The 18,770-nt window shown below is 65.4% G+C and carries 10 protein-coding genes; 3 read left to right on the top strand and 7 right to left on the bottom strand.

All coding sequences use genetic code 11. From position 1 onward, the window contains the following. Nucleotides 1-11 precede the first annotated feature (11 nt). The gene (locus tag ACW17U_RS13325; RefSeq protein ID WP_492053038.1) at nt 12-2,048 is read left to right on the top strand and encodes a putative bifunctional diguanylate cyclase/phosphodiesterase; all 2,037 of its coding nucleotides are present in this window, start codon (nt 12-14) and stop codon (nt 2,046-2,048) included. A 20-nt stretch (nt 2,049-2,068) separates the two neighbouring features. On the opposite strand, the gene ACW17U_RS13320 is transcribed toward ACW17U_RS13325, so the two are convergent. After that, complete coding sequence (locus ACW17U_RS13320) at nt 2,069-3,508, bottom strand: tryptophan halogenase family protein (protein ID WP_492055735.1); 1,440 nt, start codon at nt 3,506-3,508, stop codon at nt 2,069-2,071. Nucleotides 3,509-3,712: 204 nt separating this feature from the next. Next, entirely contained in the window at nt 3,713-6,601 is a 2,889-nt protein-coding gene (locus tag ACW17U_RS13315) for a TonB-dependent receptor (protein WP_492053036.1), read from the bottom strand. Nucleotides 6,602-7,009: 408 nt separating this feature from the next. Here ACW17U_RS13315 and ACW17U_RS13310 point away from each other — a divergent pair, with 408 nt between their 5' ends. Further along, nucleotides 7,010-8,200 carry an ROK family transcriptional regulator gene (locus ACW17U_RS13310; protein WP_492053034.1) on the top strand — a complete coding sequence of 397 codons (1,191 nt, stop codon included), beginning with the start codon at nt 7,010-7,012 and terminating at the stop codon, nt 8,198-8,200. Here ACW17U_RS13310 and ACW17U_RS13305 read toward each other — a convergent pair whose 3' ends face one another. After that, on the bottom strand, nt 8,201-11,641 hold the full coding sequence (locus ACW17U_RS13305; protein WP_492053032.1) for a glycosyl hydrolase 2 galactose-binding domain-containing protein: 3,441 nt from the start codon (nt 11,639-11,641) through the stop codon (nt 8,201-8,203). It lies immediately after the preceding gene. Between the two features lie 58 nt (nt 11,642-11,699). After that, nucleotides 11,700-12,704 (bottom strand): ROK family protein, encoded by a 1,005-nt coding sequence (locus ACW17U_RS13300; protein WP_492053030.1) that lies wholly within the window; start codon nt 12,702-12,704, stop codon nt 11,700-11,702. Nucleotides 12,705-13,389: 685 nt separating this feature from the next. Between ACW17U_RS13300 and ACW17U_RS13295 the strand changes: the two genes are divergently transcribed. Further along, nucleotides 13,390-14,211: a flagellin gene (locus tag ACW17U_RS13295; protein ID WP_062144374.1), complete on the top strand. Its 822-nt coding sequence runs from the start codon at nt 13,390-13,392 to the stop codon at nt 14,209-14,211. Nucleotides 14,212-14,265: 54 nt separating this feature from the next. On the opposite strand, the gene ACW17U_RS13290 is transcribed toward ACW17U_RS13295, so the two are convergent. The 3 genes from ACW17U_RS13290 to ACW17U_RS13280 all read right to left on the bottom strand — a co-directional run bounded on the left by ACW17U_RS13290 (nt 14,266) and on the right by ACW17U_RS13280 (nt 18,689). Continuing rightward, nucleotides 14,266-15,159, bottom strand: coding sequence for a rhamnogalacturonan acetylesterase (locus ACW17U_RS13290; RefSeq protein ID WP_492053028.1), 894 nt, complete (start codon nt 15,157-15,159; stop codon nt 14,266-14,268). 240 nt (nt 15,160-15,399) lie between these two features. After that, entirely contained in the window at nt 15,400-17,022 is a 1,623-nt protein-coding gene (locus ACW17U_RS13285; RefSeq protein ID WP_492053026.1) for a family 43 glycosylhydrolase, read from the bottom strand. A gap of 230 nt (nt 17,023-17,252) precedes the next feature. After that, nucleotides 17,253-18,689 (bottom strand): sugar porter family MFS transporter, encoded by a 1,437-nt coding sequence (locus ACW17U_RS13280; RefSeq protein WP_062144383.1) that lies wholly within the window; start codon nt 18,687-18,689, stop codon nt 17,253-17,255. Nucleotides 18,690-18,770 lie beyond the last annotated feature (81 nt).

The raw sequence follows: 18,770 nt of genomic DNA, 5'->3' as shown, positions 1-18,770 counted from the left end.
GGCAGGCATTGATGGCGACCGTCAAGACTATCGCGCGTATCTTCTCGGTCCGTCAGGACCGTCCGGACCTGCTGATGGCCCAGGCGGCGGCCTTCACCCGCCAGGTGCCGATGATGTACCTGGTGCTGCTGGTCAATGCTTTCGCCCTGGCCGCCACCCATTTCAAGTCCGCGCCGCTCAGCCTGACTGTCGGTGGCCCGATCTGCCTGACCCTGATCTGCGCCTGGCGCATGGTCGGATGGATGCGCCTGCGCCACCACGGCTTTGACGCCGCCCGGGCCGGCAAGATGCTGCGCGGGACGGTCGTGGCTGCCGGGGGGCTATCGGTTTGCTTCAGCGCCTGGTCGCTGTCGCTCTATCCCTATGGCGACGCCTATCAGCAGAGCCATGTGGCCTTCTACATGGCCATCACCGTCATCGCCTGCATCTTTTCCCTGATGCACCTGCGGGCGGCCGCTCTCGTGGTCACCCTGGTTGTCCTGGGGCCCATGGCCCTGTTCTTCGGCCTGAGCGGCAAGCCGGTGTTTGCCGCCATCTCGGTCAATGTGGTCGTGGTCGCGGCCGTGATGATCGTGATCCTGCTGATCCACTATCGCGAGTTCTCCGACCTGGTGGCGTCGCGCAGCGCCCTGATCGAAAAGGCTGCTCAGACCCAACAGTTGAGCGATGAAAATGACCGTCTGGCCAATCTCGACAGCCTGACCGGCCTGCCCAATCGCCGCCGGTTCTTCGCCGAGCTGGACGCCCATGTGGCCCGGGCTCGTCGTTATGACCGCAGTCTGCTGGTCGGGGTCATCGACCTGGACGGTTTCAAGCCGATCAATGACGCCTTTGGCCATGCCACGGGCGATCGACTGTTGACCGAGGTCGGTCGGCGTCTGGAGGCCTTCGGCGCGCCCCCGCTTTTCGCGGCCCGGCTCGGCGGCGACGAATTCGGCCTGATCATCGATGCCCATCTGACGCCGGACGCCGTTCGGGCACTCGGACGCGATCTCTGTGACCTGCTACGCGCGCCCTATCGCCTGCCGGGGGTCACCGCCCAGGTCGGCGGCTCGGTCGGATTCTGCGCCTTCCCGGCCGGAGGCCAGACCAGCGAGCAGCTGTTCGAGCGGGCCGACTACGCCCTCTATCACGCCAAGCAGAACCTCAAGGGCACGGCCGTCGTCTTCGACGAGCGCCACGAGGCTGACATCCGCGAACTGAGCCGGGTCGAACAGGCGCTTCGCCGGGCCAATCTCGAGTCAGAACTGCACATCCATTTCCAGCCGATCGTCGACACCAGTGCCAAGCGCACGGTTGCCTTCGAGGCCCTGGCGCGCTGGTCCAGCCCGGAGCTGGGCGATGTGCCGCCGAGCGTCTTCATCGACGCGGCGGAACGCTCGGGCCAGATTGTCGAGATCACCCGCATCCTGGTGGCCAAGGCCCTCAGCGCGGTGCGCAGCTGGCCGATGGACATGCGGGTTTCAATCAATCTGTCGGCGCGTGACATCGCTTCGATGGAGTCGGTCGCCCGTCTTGTCGACATCGTGCAGGAGAGCCAGGTCGCCCCGCACCGCATCGATTTCGAGATCACCGAAACGGCGATTGTCTGTGATTTCGACCAGGCCCGCGCCGCCCTGATGACCTTCCATGCCCTGGGGGTCCGCACGGCCCTGGATGACTTTGGCACCGGCCATTCCAGCCTTAGCCATGTCCGACTGCTGCCGCTGGACAAGCTGAAGATCGATGCCAGCTTCATTGCCGACATCGACCACCACGCCGCCAGCGAAGATATCGTCAAGACCGTGCTGCAGCTGTGCCGCAACCTGCGGATCGACTGTGTCGTCGAGGGGGTGGAGACCGAGGACCAGCTGGCCAAGGTGGTGTCTCTGGGCGGGGTGGTCATGCAGGGCTATCACTTTGCCCGTCCGATGCCGGCCTCCAGCGTCGCGACCTATCTGTCGGAGGAAGCCGCCATCGCGATCGCCCGCAATGGCGTGCGTCCGACCGCCGCCCAGCGTGCTGCGCGCCTCTGGTTCGACGAGGACGGCCTGCAGGGCCTGGGTTAGGGCTTCCCCGCTTCTCGCGCCTAGGCCGGAACCAGCCCTGCCAGGGCGGCGGCGTGGGGTGACATGGCCTCGGCGGTCTGGCGGAGCTCGCGACGGATCTGTTCGAATTCGGCGGCCACACGGTCGATGTCATGCAGGTCCACAAGCGGGTCGTAGGCGCGGGGGCGTATGCCCTGGCCCTCGAGGACTGCCTGCCAGCTGGTGGCGGTGAACATCTCCTCGGGATGCTGGGAGAGCCGACCGCAGGCCCGGAACAGGGCCAGCCTGCGGGTCAGGGTTTCCGGCAGGGCCATCGCCCGCCGGTCCCGCCAAAGCGGTTCGTCCCTATGGTTGGCGTGATAGTGCAGGACGATGAAATCGCGGATGCGCTCGAAATCGAGCTGGATGCGGTCGTTGTAGTCGTCGGCCTGTACCGGATCCCAAGCCTTGCCGGGAAAGGCCGACAGGAACTTCAGCAGTCCGGCCTGGATCATGTGGATGCTGGTCGATTCCAGGGGCTCGATGAAGCCGCTGGCCAGTCCCAGGCTCAGTACGTTCTTGTTCCAGGCCTTCTTGCGCCGCCCGGTGACGAACCGCAGGCGGTTGGGTTCGGCCAGGACGGTTCCGCCCAGGCCGGCGCGCAGGGTCGCCTCGGCCGTGTCGTCGTCGATATAGCGGCTGGAATAGACATAGCCATTGCCGTCGCGGTGCTGCAGCGGGATGTTCCAGATCCAGCCTCCGGCCTGGGCCGTTGAGCGCGTAAAGGGCGGCGGCGCGCCGTCCCGGGTGCAGGGCATGGCCATGGCGCGGTCGCAGGGCAGCCAGTGGGACCAGTCCTCGTAGCCGGTCTTCAGGGCCTCCTCGATCAGCAGACCGCGAAAGCCCGAGCAGTCGATGAAGAAGTCACCGGCGACACGGCAGTCGCCGTCCAGCCTCAGGGCCTCGATGAAGCCGTCCTCGCCGCGCTGATCGACGCTGACGACCTTGCCTTCGATGCGGTTGACGCCCAGGCGCTCGGCATAGGTCCTCAGATATCGGGCATAGAGGCCGGCATCGAAGTGAAAGGCCGAGCCGAAGGTCGACAGGGGCGAGCGCGGATCCTGGCTCTGCTGGCCAAAGCGGCCCCGCCGCGCGGCCTGGGCGCAGAGCGAATAGTCTTCCAGCGCGCCCGCCTTGCCCAAGCCTGACAGCTTCAGCCAGTACTGATGGAAATAGCCGGGGTCGGGGGCGGTCCCATAGACGCCGAAAGGATGGAAGTAGGCTTCGCCGGGCCGGGTCCAGCCGCGGAACTCGATCCCCAGCTTGTAGGTACCCTTGGTTTCGCGGACGAACTCGGCCTCGTTCAGGCCCAGGGTCTGGTTGAAGCTGCGAATGGGCGGAATGGTGGCTTCGCCGACTCCCACCGTGCCGATCTCGGCGGACTCGACGAGGGTAATCGCGCAGCGCCGGCCCAGGGCGCGGGCCAGCAGGGCCGCCGCCATCCAGCCGGCCGTGCCGCCGCCCAGAATGGTGATGGCGCCGGGCAGGTTGTCGGTCTGGGGATTGATCACGGGCTAGCTCCTCAGGCGCTGGCGATCATGATCGGCCACGCGCCGGACACAAGTCCGGGACCGCCTCGCAGGAAGGCGGCCCCGGTGAAGTTTAAACGGAGGGTGGGGGAGACCAAAGCCCTCCGTCAGTACAGGTTACATTCCGAGCTTGAACCGGGCGCCGATCGAGACGCGACGGTCGCCGCCGACAAAGCGGAACGGCAGGCCCGGGAACTGCAGGTAGGTTTCGGCGTCCTGCTTGGTCAGGTTCGACCCTTCCAGGGTGAGCTTGAGGGCCGGGGTCACCTCAAAGGCGACCTGACCATCCAGCTGGCCATAGGCCTTGTTGTAGATCCCCAGGGTGTGGACGTCGTTGCCCGAACCGAAGCCGAAGTTGCCCAGATAGGCCTTGTCACGCCAGGCATAGGAGAGGCGCGACGAGAACGGACCGGCTTCATAATAGCCCTGCACGTTGAAGGCCGACTTGGACACGCCCGGGATCGGCAGGCTCTTGGAGTAGTCGTTGCTGTAGGGCGACTTGGAGTCCGAGTAGGTATAGTTGGCCGTGAAGCCGAACCCGAAGTCGAAGGCGTATTGCGCCTGGAGTTCAACACCCTTGATGGTGCCGCCCTGGCCGTTGACCACCGATGAGAACGGCCCGACCGAGCTGCCCGCCACCGACTGGTCCTTCACCGAGACGCTGTAGGTGTTGGAAACGATGAACGAGTCCACGGTCTTGTAGAAGAAGCCGCCCGAGATCAGGCCCTGGGGACCGAAGTAGCGCTCATAGGCGACGTCGAACTGCGAGGCCCGGAAGGGGTCGAGGTTCGGATTGCCGCCGCTGCCGTTGGTGTAGAGGAACTTGTCCAGGTTCGGGCCCGGATTGGACGAGCGCGTGAAGTTGTACGAAGCGCCCTGGCCGAGGTCGAACAGGTTCTGGGACGAGACCACACGGGCCGCGCTGGCGCGGACCTTGTCGGTGTCGTTGATCTCGAACACGCCCGACAGGCTGGGCAGGACGTCGGTGTATTCACGAACCGTACGCGAGGCGTCCGGGTTCTTGAGAACGCCGTTCCAGCTGTCGGTACCCCACCACAGTGGCGTGACCGGTGTGTTGGAGGCTTCGATGACCAGCTTGGTGTGAACGATCCGGACGCCGGCATTGATGTGGTAGGCGTCGTCCGCGTCGCCCAGGTCGGCCATGGCATAGGACGACGTGGTCTTGTCGCTGATCTTGAAGGACTCGATGGGGTCCTTGTAGAAGCCGAACTTAGTCGAGGGGTAGAGCGACTGGATCCAGTCGACCGGATTCTTCATCTGGCCGTAGTCCTGGAAGATCGCCGTCACGCCGTTGACGTTGGCCGTGACCGCGCGCGAGGGATTGGTCGCTGCCGTCTGGTAAGGCGTGATGACGGCCGGCGAGTTGCCGAAGCGCGAGCAGCCAAAGGTGGCGATGTCGCACTTCTTCAGGCCGATGGCACCGTCCTGGAAGTAGCCGAGCGGCGTCCAGTCCACGAAGGTGCCGCCCACGGTCGTGCCCTGGGCCGTTGCCGGCAGTTCGCCCTTGGCCGAGTAGTCGGCGAGATAGCGGCCATAGGTCGAGTCGATCTTGCGGTCGGAGTAGCGAGCTCCGAAGCTGAAGACCAGGCCGGCCTCTTCGGCGAAGCTCGGCGTGTACTTGAAGTCGCCGGTGAGCGCCGTGTCCTTGATCTCGGTCTTGTCACCGAAGGCCCAGTGCGACTTGAAGAACACCGAGGTCGGTGTCGCCATCGCCGTCGCCAGCGCCGCCGAAGGCGTGAACGTGGGATAGGCGCCGTTGGTGAAGCCGTAGGTCGCAACCAGCGGGGCAGTGGCATTGGGCGCGAAACCGCCGAGGCCGTTGCGCACACCGTACTGCGTGTAGCGCGTGTCGACCTGGCCGGAGTTCGAGGCGTAGTCCGACTTGGACACTGCAGCGCGGACCTTGCCGGTCAGCGGGCCGCCATTGTCCCAGTTGGCCACAACCTGGAAGTTGTCGGTCTTGGCTTCGGCGTCCTTGGCGAAGGTGTCACCTTCCGACGAGTTGGCCGTGACAGTGCCCGACTGCAGGATGCCGTCGTTGATGACCAGGCCCTGGGTATTGTAGGTCGCGTTTTCGTTGGCGTAGGCCCACTTCAGCGAGTGCTCGCCGGTAAAGATCTTCAGATCCGAGTGGAACCAGTCGGCCTGGACCGACAGCGAGTCAGAGACGCGCAGGTCGGCGTTCAGCGAGAAGGCTGTCCGTTCACGCTCCTGATGGCGGTTGTTGGTGTAGCGATATTCGGGCGACCAGACATTGGCGGTGCCGGAGGCCACCTGGGTGTTGCCGTTCGCCGTGTTGCGCGACTTGAAGGCCCAGTTGCCACGGTTCTCGCCGCTCAGGATCTCGGTATCGACATTGGTCTGATCCCACGAGAAGCTGCCGAGCAGGCCGAAATTGTCGCTGAACTTGTGGCCCAGAACGACCGAAACCTGGGGCTTGGCCTTGCCCTTGAAGGAGCCCTGATTGTAGCGCAGGTCGGCCGAGAGGGTGGTGTCATTGCGCAGGTCGAGTGCGTTGCGGGTCTTCAGGTTGACCGTACCGCCAAGGCCGCCTTCGATCACGTCGGCACGAGGCGACTTGATGACGTCCACACCGGCCAGCAGATCGGACGGGATGCCTTCCAGGGAGTTGGTCTGCTTGGCGTTGCCTTCGCCGAGACGGAAGGCTTCAAGGCCGGACAGGAAGGTGTCGCCGTTCAGCAGGGTGACGTTCTGGTCGAGGCCGCGGATGCGGACCTTGGTACCCTGGCCATTTTCCCGGTCGATCTGAACGCCGGGCAGGCGCTGCAGCGACTCCGAGATGTTCTGGTCGGGGAACTTGCCCATGTCCTCGGCGGTGACCGACTCGATGATCAGGTTGGAGTTCTTCTTGACGTTCAGCGCATTGGCCAGCGACGCCCGGAAGCCGGTCACCACGACGGCGTCGACCTCGGTCGAGGCCGGAGCGGGGGCCTGCTGCGCATAGGCGTGGCCTGCCGTGATCATGGCTAGAGCCGATGTCGCCGTGAGCAGTGTCGCCCGGGACCTGTTGAATGAGTTTTTCAAGACCTTGTACCCCTCTGCCTAGTTGACGCGTGGAGCCGCACGCCCTGAGGGATGCCCTCAGGGTGGAACCACGCTTGCTGTTGGGATGCCTGACGCACCCTCCCTCTGCTGATCCCGGCATCTCTTCGGAGCCGGTGACTTGAGCCGCGTGGCCCAAAGGCAGCGCTGTCTATTGATGGAGACAGCGCTGTCAGCAAAAGCCAAATAGCATTGTTCAAATTCTTATTGCAAGTTGTTTTAATTGGTCTGACTCGGATCTGTCCGGCCAAACGTTCCGGGGACAGGGTCGCCGGGTGGATTTGCGGGAGACGTCGTAACTTGGTCAGTCAGATCGCCCCAGGCCGAACCATGCGGCGGCGAAGTGTCGGGGCAAGTTTCTCAGGCACCAATCTGGAGCGGGCCGGCGACCACAACCAACGTGTGACCCTGCAAGCCATCCGCGCCCGTGGACCGGTCACCAGGATTGATCTGGCCGAAGTCACGGGCCTGACCCCTCCCGCAGTGGCCAATATCACAAAACGTCTCATGGACCTGGGATTGGTGAGCGAGGCCGGCCGGCTTTATGGCGGGCGTGGACAGCCTGCCATGACCTTGATCGCCAATCCGGAGGGGTGTTTCGCGATCGGAGTTCATATCGACCGCGACCACATCACCGCCACCCTGGTGGACTTTGCCGGAGAGGTTCGCGCCCGGGCCAGCCAGGAAATCGCCTTCCCCTTGCCGGAGGACGTGTCGCGCTTCTGGGCCGGTGAGGGCGGTCGTGGCCTGCTGGCGGCCTTGCCCTATCCCGACCGCCTGCTCGGGGTCGGCGTCGCCTTGCCGGATGATTTCGGCAAGGTCGCCCTGCCCAATCGGCCGGCCAGTTTCGAGGCCTGGAATACCCTTGAACCGGCCAGCCTGTTTGCCCTGCCTGGCGGTCCTCCGGTGTTTGTCGAAAACGATGCCGCCGCCGCCGCCTTGGCCGAGCTGCAGTTTGGCCATGGCCTACGCAAGCCGAGCTTTTTCTACATCCTGATCGCCGCCGGTCTGGGCGGCGGCATGGTGATCGAGGGCGAACACTTCCGCGGTGCCGACGGTCGCAGCGGCGAACTGGGCTTTCTGCCCATGCGCAACGCGCCTGCAGGGGCGTCAGTGCAGTCGGTGGTTTCGATGTCGGCCCTCTTTGCGCGCCTTGAGGCCGGGGGCTTTTCGGTGGTGGATCCCGGCGCTCTGCTCGACCTGCCGGCTCAGGGGCAGGCGCTCATTGGCGCGTGGATTGAAAGCGCGGCCGACGCCCTGATCGACCCCATGGTCAATATCAGCTGCCTGATCAATCCCGAGGCGGTCTATCTGGGCGGACGGCTACCGGCCGAGATCGTCGACCGGCTCGCGGCGGCACTCAACAGCCGGCTGGATGCCCTGACCGGTATCCCCGCCATGGCCAAGGCGCGGCGGGCGGCGACCTCGGCGGATGGCCCCGCCATTGGCGCGGCCATCCTGCCGATTATCGATCAACTCCTGCCTTCGCGCGCGACCCTGCGGAAGGTCGCCACGCCCTGATCACGGCAGTGAGGCCGAAGTCGGCGTGACGTTCCAGCCCCGCAAGGCCAGATCAAGTTTGTCGTTCGCCGCCCTGACCGGATAACGGACCTCGACGGTGCGCCGCTCCCCGGGCGCGAGGGTCAGGTAGTTGTCGCTGTAATAGGCCGGCAGAACCGCTCGTCCGTCGCGGGTCTTCAGGGTGAGTTTCAGATTCAGGACGGGGGCGGGGCTGGTATTGGTCACCTCGGCGACGGCCACGGCCTCGGCTCCCTCGACGCGGCGGCGGATCTTCAACGACACCGCCTGGGACGGCATGGCCGAGAGCTTGCGCGACCCGGCGGCGTCTCCTGCGATCCAGTAGGCATTGTTGGCCAGGGCCTGGCCTTGGGCCGAGGCAAGGTCGAGGCGGACGATGACCGCACCCTCGGTGGCCAGGGTGGCCTTGAGCTCCAGGGCCTTGCCGACGCTGACGCTGTCTGCCCCGGCGGACAGGATGACGACATGGTCCGACAGCAGGCGACCGTCGAGCGCAAACACCCTGACCCGCGTCCTGGCGTTGCCGAGATTGATCGCGCCATTATTGACCAGGGCCAGGCGGTGATCGGCCAGGCTCATCTGGATATGGACGGTCTCGGCGGCCTTCTTCACCCCATAGAAGGAACCGTGGGTGTCGTAGTCATGGCTGTAGATCTGCCACATGGTGCTCGGCCAGGCGGCGTGGGTCATCCACAGCAGCCGTCCGGACGATTTGGTCCACAGCTCGGCATTCATCCCTTCGAACATCGCCCGGTGGGTCTCGTAGTTCATCAGCTGGGCTTTGCGCTCGAAGTCCTCAAGGCTGGTCGCAGGGCCGAGCTTGGCGGCCATGGCGTCCTGGAAGCTCTTGACCGCGCCGTTCCCGGTCGGATGCCAGTCGTGATAGGCCCAGCTGTCGCTGATCGGCCAGAGATCCGCTTGCGGTACAGCGGCCTTGAAGGCCTCCAGCGTCGGGAAGGACGGCGTACCGACCTCCACTGAAAAGCCCTTGGCGTGCTCGCTGAAATAGGTGTCTGGCTCGCGGTAATTGTAGGGGCCGCTGTTCTGCAGGTTCACCCGATTGGAGCTGCCCGTGTACCAGCGGGTGCCGTCCAGATCGTGGACCAGGGCTTCCAGCCCCTCATTGAGGATCGGATGCGGCACGCCTTCGTTGCGGCCGAACCAGAGGGCGATCGAGGGGTGGTTGCGGAACCGCTTGATGACGTCGGCCGCATTGGCCAGGAACAGCGGAACATCCTGTGGCTCAAGCTGATAGTCCTGGGTCGAGGCCCAGAAGTCATTGAGGATCAGCAGGCCGTACTCATCCGCCAGATCGTAGAACACCTCTTCGGTGTTCTGGCCGACCCAGTTCCGGATGACGTTGAGGTGAGCCTCCTTGTGCAGCCGGAAGTAAGGTTCCAGCCGTTCGCGCTCGACCCGCTTGCGCCAGTCGTCCATGCCCCAGTTGCCGCCGCGGGCCGCGATCCGCCGGCCGTTGACCTTGATCACCAGATGGGGCGACAGGCCGGTTTCCGGGACGTCGCGCACTGCCGGGGACCGGTCGCCTTCGGCGGTCAGTGACGTGGCCCAGCCATCAGGCACCTTGCGGATGCCCTCGTGGCTGCCGTCGGTGACCTTCTGACCCAGTTGCCGGGCCTTGGCGAAGTCCACCTCCACCCGTCGCAGCTGTCCGCCGGGGTTCATCAGCGACAGGTCATAGGTGATCTGGCGCATGCCAAAGCGCAGGGTTTTCCTGTCCGAGTCCTGTCCCTCCGCGCTGGCGGTCAGGGTCAGGGCGTGCAGGGTAGGATCACCATAGCCGTTGGGCCACCACAGCTTGGGATTCCGGACCGACAAGGCCGGAAAGTCTGCCGGTTTGAAGAGGATCTCGGTCAGGCCGGGCGCAGCGAGTACGGTCTTGGCCACGCGCACATCGTCAAAGGTCGCGGTGACGGTGATCTGGGTGGGCTGGTCGCTCAGGTTCTCGACCGGGACGGTGATCTCGACATCGGCCTGGCTATTGTCTGGCCTGGGCAGGGTCGTGACGACCTGGGCGTCGCCAAGCCGGGCCGGGCCGGTCGCGCGCAGGGTGATGTCCTGCCAGAGGCCGGTGTTGCGATCCCGGACGCTGGGGATCCAGTCCCACCCTTCGGAGGCGACGAAGGTCGGGCCGTCCAGGGCCATCATGCCACCGTTCTCGCCGACCCCTGCCGTCAAGGATTCTTCATGGGCAATGCCGGGATGAGGGGGCGGAGACACCCTGACGGCCAGCACATTGGCCTTGCCGGGGACCAGGGCACCGGTCACATCGAACTGCCCGCGGATGAAGGCCCCCTTGGTCGACCCCAACCTGTGGCCGTTCAACCAGACCTCGCCGGCATAGTTGATGCCCTTGAAAGTCAGGAGGAGCTGCTTGCCGGACAGGTCCGACGGTGCGTCGAAGGCCGATCGGTACCAGTAGTCCTGCTTGTTGAGGCTTTCCGGGATCAGGGTGTTGTTCAGGCCATGATCGGGATCGGCATAGACGCCGCGATCGACCAGGGTGGTCAGAACAGTGCCCGGCACGGTGGCCGTCCGCCAGGCGGCGGCGTCGAAGTCGGGCTTTGAAATCGCCGCACCGCCGGCGGTCACGCTGGGCGCATCGATCAGCGACCAGCGCTTCAAGGTCCACAGGCCAGGACCGTCGGAGACCAGGGCGGGGCCGGCATAGGCAGGCTTGGCCACGGGCGAGGCCTTTGGTGCCAGGCTCTTGGGCAGCGTCCAGGGGTCCTGTGGCGCGATCTGGCCGTACATCTGTTTCACCTGGACTGGCCAAGTTGGGCTGCCGGTGTCGAACACCGTCAGGGCATCGTCGGGCGGTGAAGCGGCCATGGACGCGATCGCGTCCGGCGTCCGGGCCGTTCCGTCATAGCGGAAGCCCGCCAGATGGCCGGCATAGGGCGAGAAGCCGGGCACCTTGCGCGGAGCAAGGCGCAGGCGCGCCTTAACCGCATCATCCGGCAGGGCACCCGATGCGACCGGCTTGCCGTCGACAAACAGTCGCACTGTGCCCTCGGCAAAGACTGCCGCAACCTGTCGCCATTGGCCCGGGGTCCAGGTCACATCCATCCGCACGGTCCGTCCACCGCTGGTCACTCCCAGGCCTGCAGCGTCGATCGTCAGGTAGCGCCCCTTGCCCACGGGATCGCCGACCCCGGCGATCAGGGCCGGTGCTCCAGGCCGTTCAGATGGCCTAACCCAGGCGCTGAGCGTCCAGGCCTGATGGGCCGGCAGGACCGTGTCCGGCGCGACGCCGGGAAGGTCGCGGGCAATTTCGTCGCCCCCGGCCGGGAAGGTCACATTGAATGGTCCGACCGCCTGCCGGGCCTGACCGGCTGTTGACGAGGCGATGATGACCGACGCCGTCAGCGCTGTGGCGCGCGCAAATCTGGAGAGCTTGCCCATGATCGTGTCTTCCTCCCTGCGCCGGCGGTGCCTTGCCCGCCCGGCTGCTTTTTGTTGTTCAGGCCAGGCCCGCGGCCAGTTCGGGGATGCCCGCAACCGGCGGGCTGAGGCCCCGGTCGGGCTGTGACCAGAGCATGGCGGCCCCCCGCACGCCGGAGGCGTCGCCCCAGTGCGCGGGGGCCAGCTTCGCGCTCCAGCGATCGGAAAAGACGTGTGGCGCGATCAGGCCGGGCAGGCGCTGATAGAGCGACTCCACCCGCGAAAGCCCGCCGCCAAAGACAAAGATCTCCGGATCGAGAATGTCGCAGATGACCGCCAGGCCACGGCCCAGGCGGTCGAACAGGCGGTCCAGGGCCTCCATGGCCTCGGCCTCACCCGCCTCGGCGGCGGCGACAATCTCCTCACCCTTCAGGGTTCGGCCTGTACGGGCCTCATAAGCGCGCCGGAGGCCGGACCCGGACACCCAGGTTTCCAGGCACCCTCGTCGTCCGCACCAGCATTCGGGGCCAGGGGTCTCGTCGGCAGCGGCCCAGGGCAGGGGCAGGTGGCCCCATTCGCCGCCGATCCCGTTGGAGCCTTCGATCAGGCGTCCATCGACCACCAGTCCACCGCCGCAGCCCGTGCCCAGGATCACCGCGAAGGCTGTCCTGGCCCCGGCGGCCGCGCCATCGACCGCTTCCGACAGGGCCATGCAGTTGGCGTCATTGGCCATGCGGATTGGACGGCCAAGGGCCTCCGCCAGATCCTGGCTCGGCGCGCGATCATTGAGCCAGAGGGTGTTGGCATTGCGGACTCGTCCCGAGCTCGGCGAGATCGAACCGGGCGCGCCAACGCCGACGGAGCCTAGAGATCCCACAGCGATCTCGGTTGCGATCACGAGGTCCCGGATGATTCTGATAGCGCTGTCATAGGAATCCGGCGTCGGGGCACGCAAACGCGAAAGATAGCGGCCGTCGGGGGCGAGGGCGGCGACTTCGATCTTGGTGCCCCCGAGGTCTACGCCGATGCGTAGGCCACGACTGTCCGGCCCGACGCCGCGCGCGGCCGTGCTCTCCCCATCCACCGTTTCGCTCCTCGATATTTTGGACTCAGTCAAACCACGCCGCCTATATAAAAACAATTTGTTTTATTATTCCTGGTGCCCGTATCGAGGAGGACCTGTTCAACCCGTGAAGCGTATGCCTTCGCCGCTGCGAGCGGGCAGAGGTCTTGGCGACCGGGTGACGTCATCGAGTTCGGGCCGGGCGGAGGCGGTGAGGGGACTCCGGGTCATGGTGTCCGCGAACAGAGCGACCTCGGCGTGCCGTTGAAGTCCTGGTCCAGGGAAACAATCGATCCGGACGCGGACCACGAAGACCTCGGCAAGGGTCTTGGCTGGGCGCTGAAAACAATCCTGAATTGAGACCGGTGGGCCAAAATGTCACAGCCCGGTGCCTCGCCCGCTAGATCCTGTGATGGATCAGACCAGTGCCCCAAGGTCTAGACAAGCTGGTGAGCGCCCGCGTTAATCTGCCGCACGACACCTTATGACTTGGGAAATAGGCGCGCGGGTTCCGCCAGAAATTTTCGAAATACTTGAGGGGTGTTTTTCAGAATTCAGCAGCGTTGTCGTTTTCGGTACCCAATTCGTGCCCGTTAACCATCACGGTTCATACGGCATAAACTGCATGGCGCAAAAACTGCAGGCAGGCAAAAGCCCACCGGCAGTCAAAATGACGTCGGATCTCCTCGAATAGGAACCATTCGCAATGGCGCTGAATAGCATCAACACGAACAGCGGCGCGCTTATCGCGCTGCAAAACCTGAACACCACCAACTCGGAACTGTCGAACGTCCAGCAGCGCATCAACACCGGCAAGAAGGTGGGCAGCGCCAAGGACAATGGCGCGATCTGGGCTACGGCCAAGAACCAGTCTTCGATGGCCTCCTCGCTGAACTCGGTGAAGGACTCGCTGCAACGCGGTCAGTCGACCATCGATGTGGCCCTGGCCGCCGGCGACACCATCACCGACCTGCTGGGCAAGATGAAGGAAAAGGCCCTGGCCGCTTCCGACACCTCGCTCAACACCGCCAGCTTCAACGCTCTGAAGTCGGACTTTGAGTCCCTGCGCGATCAGGTGACCAAGGCCGCGACGAACGCCAAGTTCAATGGCGTCAGCATCGCTGATGGCACCACCACCAAGCTGACCTTCCTGGCCAACCAGGACGGCTCGGGCTTCACCATCAACGCCAAGACCCTCTCGCTGGCCGGTATCGGCCTGACGACCACCTCGACCTTCGCTGACGCTACCGCTGCCAAGACCATGATCGCCACGGTGACCACGGCCCTGCAGACGGCGACCAACAAGCTGGCCTCGCTGGGCACCAGCTCGGTCGGCCTGGACACCCACCTGACCTTCGTCGGCAAGCTGCAAGACAGCCTCGACGCCGGCGTGGGCAACCTGGTCGACGCTGACCTGGCCAAGGAAAGCGCCAAGCTGCAGTCGCTGCAAACCAAGCAGCAGCTGGGCGTGCAGGCGCTGTCGATTGCCAACCAGGCATCGTCCTCGATCCTGAGCCTGTTCCGCTAAAGACAAGCGGATAAGAGACGGAAAGGGCGGGTCCTCGGACCCGCCCTTTTTCGTTCAGGGCAGCAGGTTGCGTCGGAGCGCCGGAAACAGCCCGGCCAAGGCCTTTGCCACTTCGGACGAGACCTGATCGGCCCCTGCCGGCCCCAGATGGGTATAGTCGAAGGCGAGCTTGGGCGTGCCCATGGGTTCGTCGGCAGCGGTCGGCGGCGGGGCAGGTGGAGCAGGGGGGGCAGGTGGAGGCGGAGCGGTTCCGGGGACCACCGGCTCATAGGCCTTGACGCTGATCGTCGTCCCACTGCGCGCCGCCTCGACCACGGCGACCGGCGGCGGGACCTGGGCCAGGTCCAGGGCCGCGACAGGGCCCATGGCCTGGACGGCGGCGAAGCTCTGGGCATGCAGATCGATCAGCGGCACGTTCAGGGTTGCAGCCACCTCTCGGATAGCCTGCGCCCAGGGGCCCAGGTCGTCGAGCAGCTTGCCATCCTTGAACTGGCGCCGGGTCAGGGGCGTGACCAGAACCGGCTGGCCGCCCGCCGCGCGGACCTCCTCGACATAGCGCTTGAGATTAGCCGGAAACTCGGTGGCCAGGTCCGTGGATCGTCCGGGCTTGCCGGGCTGATCATTGTGACCGAACTGGATCAGCACATAGGTGTCCGCAAACCCCCCGGAGCGGATCTCGTGCAGGGCGAGGGCCCAGGAGCCTTCGGTCCTGTAGCTGCCGCTGGAACGGCCCCCGCGCGCCAGGTTGATGCAGCCGATCACCGAGGTCACGTGCCGCGCACAGAAGCTGCCGCCCCAACCGCTTTGCACAGCGGTCGTGGAGTCGCCGATCAGCACGATCTTGGCGGCCTTGAAGACGGAAGGATCGACCTCGGTCGCCGCCCGGGCGTGAGCGGCCGGGGCGGCAAGGACGAGGGCGGTCGCGAAAAGAAGGGGTCTGAAGCGCATTGTCGGCTCCGAAAAGCGAGGCAGTGACTGGCGATGCCCCCTTGGGGGGCAGGTGATCTGCAGATTAGCCGCTATGAAAGTTGTCATCCCGGACAAGCTCCGGCGAAGCCGGGCCCCGATCCGGCACCGCCGGAAGCTCCGAGTTCAGGCGTCGGTCCCGGATCTTCGCGCTGAGCGCTCGTCCGGGATGACAACCGTGTTCAAGTCAGCGGGGCCCGCTCCCCGAAATGGGAGGATCTCTCAATCCAGGGCGCGATAGCTGAAGTTCCTGAACCGCGCCGAGCCCTTGCCGGCGGCATAGAGCCCCGGCTTCAGCATCAGGAAGCCGCCGCGGACATTGTGGTGGTAGCCACTGACCTCCATGCCCCGGTCGAACCGTTTCCAGGTCGCGCCACCGTCGCCACTGGTGTGGAAGCTGACGATGTGGCGGGTATTGCGCAGCCGCATCAGCATCTTCGACCCGTGCGGATTGGCCGGCCGACCGCGCTCGATGCCATACTGGTGGGTCACGAAGTTCTTGGCGTCGAACCCCAGGCCGCAATAGAGCTGGCGGTCATAGAACAGGATCAGTCCTGCACGCGTGTCCGGGTCGATGTCGATCTCGCATTCGATCTCATAGGCCTGGTCGCCATTGACGAAGATCAGGGGCGAACCGCTGGACGGGGCCTCGCCTGCGCCCTTCAGGGTCAGGACGCCGTCCTTGCGGCTGATGCGGTCGGCCTCGCCCGGCTTGGGGTCGAAGAAGTTCCACTGCACGCCCAGCTTGTCGGTGGTGAAGTCGTCTGACAGGGCCATGCCGTGCGGGCCAGGCTTGCCGCCTTTTGGCTTGCGCATGGGCTTGGCCAAATCGCCGCCGCCGATGTCGAACCAGCCGTCCTTCGTCCAGGTGACCGGAGCCAGCAGGGTCTGACGGCCCAGGGTATAAAAGCCGTTTTCATAGCCGTGATAGACGGTCCACCAGTCGCCGCCGGGGCCCTCGACCAGGGTGGCGTGGCCGCGCGACCACCATGTCTCGGCATTGTCGACGGTACGGACCAGCGGGTTGCGCGGATGGTCTTCCCAGGGACCTGCCAGGGATTTGGCGCGGGCGACAATGACCATATGGCCGGTCGGCGGGCCGGCGGTGCCGCCCACGGCGGTGACCAGGTAGTAGTAGTCGCCCTTCTTCATCACCTTGGGGCCTTCGGGCGAGAAGCCCTCGACGTCCCAGTCGTCAGGATAGCGCCACGGATCATAGACGTGCTCGGGCTTGCCGACGGTCGACAGGCCGTCGGGAGCCAGCTGGATGCGGTCGCCGCCGGACAGGAACAGCCAGCGCACGCCCTGCTCGTCGACCACATGGCCGGGATCGATATAGCGGGGCAGTTTCAGGTCGATCGGCTCGGACCACGGCCCCTCGATCCGGTCGGCCCAAATCACATAGCTGGTGTTGTTGCCCGGAAACTTGGCCGGAATGTAGATGTAGTAGCGGCCCTGGTGCTTGCAGATTTCCGGGGCCCAGACCGAGCCGATATTGGTCTTCAGGCTGGCCACCACCGGGGTCCAGTTCACCAGGTCGCGGCTGTGCCAGATCAGCAGGCCCGGATAGGCGTCGAACGAGCTGTGGGTCATGTAGTAGTCGTCGCCGTCCTTGAGGATCGACGGATCGGGCCGGTCGCCGGCCAGGATCGGGTTGAGGAAGGTCCCGTTACCCAGATCGGCCTTGCGCTGGCCCTCTATGCCGCGGGCCCAGGTCGGCACACCCGCAGGGGCTGGACCGGGCAGGGTTCCCATCTGGGCAGCCTGGCCGGCAGCGGGAACGGCGCTGACGGCGGCTCCGGTCAGGAGGGAGCCCAGCGCTCCCCGGCGGCTGATCTGAACCATCGGCGTATCCTTCCCAAGCTCTACAGGGCTGCGCGAACTGAGGCCGCGCTGGCGGTGTTACCGGTCACTAGGCGGCAGGAATCTCGTCTTGTCTACCGGTGTCATCAGCGAGATTCATCGATAACGCTGTCATGGCCGGACTGGGCAGTGAAGGTGGCGACCATAGAAAAACGCCCGGAAGCGGGGCCTCCGGGCGTTCAGTGTGGGGCTCGCCCCCGCAGGGTGGTGGGTTACCCCACCATGTCTTCCAGCTCGGTGCCGCGGGTTTCCTTGATCAGCTTCTGGACCAGGAAGAACGAGACCACGGCGCTGACCGCATAGAAGCCGTAGGTCAGGGGCAGGCTGAGGGCGGCCAGGGCCGGAAAGCTGACCGAGATGGCGAAGTTGGCGATCCACTGGGCGAAGCCGGCGACGGCCAGGGCCGAGCCGCGCATCTGGTTGGGGAACATCTCGCCGAGCATGACCCACATGACCGGGCCCCAGCTGAGGTTGAAGAACACGACATAGGCATTGGCCGCGACCAGGGCGATCAGGCCGACATTGTCCGCCAGCTGCAGCGACCCATCCACCGTGGTGGCGGTCGAGAAGCACCAGGTCAGGACACCAAGGGTTACGGCCATGCCCGCCGAGCCGATCAGCAGCAGGGGCTTGCGGCCGATCTTGTCGATCAGGGCGATGGCGGCCAGGCAGGCCACGATCGACAGGGTGCCCGACAGGATGTTGATCTTCAGGCTGTCGTCCTCGGTGAAGCCGACCGACTGCCAGAGCACCGAGCCGTAGTAGAAGACGATATTGATGCCGACCAGCTGCTGGAACACGGCCAGGACCAGGCCGGCCCAGACAATCGCGCGGATCTTGCGGGTGGCGGGGTCCAGCAGGTCCGAGAAGGTCGGCTTGCGGTCAGCCGACAGGGAGGCGCGGATCTCGGCCACCTTGCGGTCGCCCTGGCCTTCGCCGAACAGGCGCGACAGGATTTTCGAGGCCTCGGCCTCCTTGCCCTTGGCCACCAGATAGCGCGGGCTTTCCGGGATCGAGAGCAGGCTGAAGAAGAAGATCGCGGCCGGGATGACTTGCATCCAGAACATCCAGCGCCAGGCCGGGAAGCCGAGCCAGAACTCGGCGGTCGAGCTGCCGGCGGTATGGGCCAGCACATAGTTGGCCACGAACGCGCCGGTCAGGCCGGTGATGATCATGATCTGCTGCACGGACGACAGGCGGCCACGAATATTGGCCGGGGTCACTTCCGAGATATAGACCGGGCACAGCACGCTGGCCGCGCCGACGCCCAGGCCGCCGATCAGGCGGAAGGCGATGAAGACCAGCGAGGTATCAGCCGCGCCGGTGCCGATCGCGCTGACCAGAAACAGCAGGGCCGAGATCAGCATCACCGTGCGGCGACCCCAGACGTCGGCGAGGCGGCCGGCGGCAAAGGCACCGATGGCGCAGCCGATCAGGATGGCGCCAACATTCAGTCCGGTCCCTAGCTTGCTGAGATTGAAGGCGCTTTCCAGACCCTCCTGGGTGCCGTTGATGACGCCGCTGTCGTAGCCGAACATGAAGCCGCCGATCGTGGCGACGGCCACGATCGCGGCGATGAAGGTCATGTTGACCTTGCCGCCATCGGCGCTCATGCCCGGGCTTGGGCCCGCGCTGGTTACTGAAGCCATTGTTTCCTCCCCGTGGCCCGAGGGCCGTGTTCAACCCCGGAGCGGCCTTGATGAAGCGCTCCTTGCCGGCGACCTTAGTGT

It is taken from the genome of Caulobacter sp. AVps16 (assembly GCF_058681455.1).
The sequence above is the reverse complement of the archived record's forward strand: the minus strand, read 5'-3'. Positions and strand labels throughout refer to the sequence as shown.